1 protein-coding gene and 1 pseudogene are annotated in these 2,407 nt (G+C 63.4%); both read right to left on the bottom strand.

Annotated elements, in window-relative coordinates; all coding sequences use genetic code 11:
• Window positions 1–425: pseudogene (locus BM125_RS19515) on the bottom strand (hypothetical protein); the annotation flags it as partial.
• A gap of 656 nt (window positions 426–1,081) precedes the next feature.
• The coding region (locus tag BM125_RS19510) for a pre-peptidase C-terminal domain-containing protein (protein WP_139225138.1) at window positions 1,082–2,407 on the bottom strand (1,326 nt) is incomplete at its 5' end.

Genomic DNA, 2,407 nt, shown 5'->3' with positions numbered 1-2,407 from the left:
TTGTTGGCGCCCACGACCGGCGCGCGCATGGGAATCTCCATGGCCAGACCGCCGACCGAGCGACCGAACAGCGACTTCAGGTTGCCACGGCCATCTTCGGCAACCACGACATGCTCGCCCCAGACCGGAATGCCACGGAAGTACTGCTGGTAGCGATAGTGCCGGGTGCCATCGGAATCGACGGAGCTTTCGAGCGCACGCAAGGTGGACTCGCTATCGAAGCCGAGCGCCTCGGCATGGCGTTCGCTGCTCGAAGCGGCGATGCCGAGGGTCTGCGTCGCGGCGGCATAGCTGCGATTGAGACCTTCGACATTCTGCTGATGCAGATCGGTGCGGGTTGCTGCACTGGCCGATGCGGCCAGTATGCTCAGGACGAGCGGTGTCAGAGCAACAAGAACGGGACCACGACAATTGGACTTGATCACGGAATGATTCCCAAGAGGTGATAGGACAGCCGCGGTTGCGGCGGAATACATCGAGTACGCACCGGGCCAACGGCACACAGCGTCCTGTGGAATCGCGTCGCGACCCCAGCAATCGTATGCAAGTGACCCCTCCCCAAGCGCGCCAGAACACTTCCCAAGAGTCGTGGCGCCGCGCGCACACTAGCAAGTCGCCAGTGCCAAGTAATGACGCAGTGCAATGTGCGCGTCTTATACACCTATAGGGCGCCTGGAGCGCAGGCCGACAACGGCATGGCCACTGACCGCAGGTCATGGCGACATGGAGTGGTTCCGGTGCGGAACCTCGAGACCGCAGGCGGATGCCGCGACGTCAACCACTGCATGGCCTCCAGTGGAAGGCCACCCTGCCCTCACCCATCTGCAGCATGAGCACGTGGACCCATGACTGCAGGCACGCCGGACCGGGCCGGTATCGGCCTGAAGTTGGATGTGCTTGATGATCCGGCGCCAGGCCGAACCAGGCGTATGTCGGGCAATTGGACCGGTTCGCATTCCGGCCGGCTGCGTTGTGCTTCCGCAAACGGCCAGTCAATCAACCGGAGGGCCGCGAAAAAAAGCGGCGGCCGGAAGATCCGGCCGCCGCCTCAGTGCCAGTCACTGGCGTAGCTGAAAACGGACTACGGCGTGAAGCTGGTGCTCAGGGTCACGCCCGAGAACGCCGCATAGGCCCTGACCGAGACGTAGTACGTGCCGGCGGCAGGTGCCGCGAACGTGCAGGTTTCGGCATTTCCACTCAAGTACGGACGGCAGGTATAGCTGGACGTGGTGGGTGCCGCGCCAAGGCGCACATACATGTCGGCATCACCCGAACCACCCGCGATCGAGAACGAAAGATTGCTCGCGCCAGCCGGAACGACCAGGGTGTAGACCGAAGTCCAGTTGTTCTTGCTTGCCGACAGGCCACTGATCACCGATCCGCTGCAAAGCACCGTGCCGGACGGCGTGCAGCTGCCGCCACCGCCACCAGCGGTGTAGCTGCCGGTCAGGCTCATGCCACTGAACGTGGAATAGGCGTTGATCATGACGTAGTAGGTGCCCGCCTGAGCGCTGGAGATATTGCAGGTCTCGCCATTGCCGCTGGCCCAGGAACGGCAGTCGTAGCTCGAGGTGGTGGGTGCCGAACCGAACTTGACATAGAGATCGCCGTCGCCGGAACCACCGCTCGTCACGAACTTGAGGCCACTGGCGCCCGACGGTACGACCATCGTGTAGACCAACTGGTTGCCGCTGCTCGCGGCCAGGCCAGTCACCGTCACGCCGTTCTGCAGCTCGTTGCCACCGCCACCACCACCCCCACTGCTGACCGTGACAGCCTTCGTGGTCGCATTGCTGGCACCGCTATTGTCGGTGACGGTCAGCGTGACGTTGTAGGTTCCAGCGGAAGCGTAGGTATGGCTCGGGTTGGTCGAGGTCGATGAACCGCCGTCGCCGAAATTCCACGAGCGCGATGCAATGGACCCGTCGCTGTCGCTGGAGGAATCGCTGAAGCTGGCCACGAGGTTGCTGGTCGTGAAGCTGAAGTTGGCGACCGGCGGCGAGTTGCTGACCTGGGAATAGCTGCCGGTCAGCGATACGCCGCTGAACGACGCATAAGCCTTCAGGCGCACGTAGTAGGTCCCCGCCTGGGCGCTGGAAATCGGACAGGATTCCGAGTTTCCATTGGCATACGGGCGGCAATCATAGGACGTGTCGGTCGGTGCGCTGCCGAACTTGACGTACATGTCGGCATCGCCGGTGCCACCGGACATCACGAAATTGAGATTCGTGGCTCCGGCCGGGACGACCAGCGTGTAGTTGACCGAATTGCCGGTCGTTGCGTTGATGCCGGTCACGGTCACGCCATTCGTCAACGGACCGCCGGTGCTGCCACCGCCGCCACCGCCGCCGCCCGGGCAGGCCACGCCAACCGAAGTGAAGGCCGCCGTCACCGCAGCCGCACTCAG

This window comes from Dokdonella immobilis (assembly GCF_900115085.1).
Classification (GTDB): Bacteria; Pseudomonadota; Gammaproteobacteria; order Xanthomonadales; family Rhodanobacteraceae; genus Dokdonella; species Dokdonella immobilis.
This window is presented reverse-complemented; position numbering and strand designations above follow the sequence as displayed.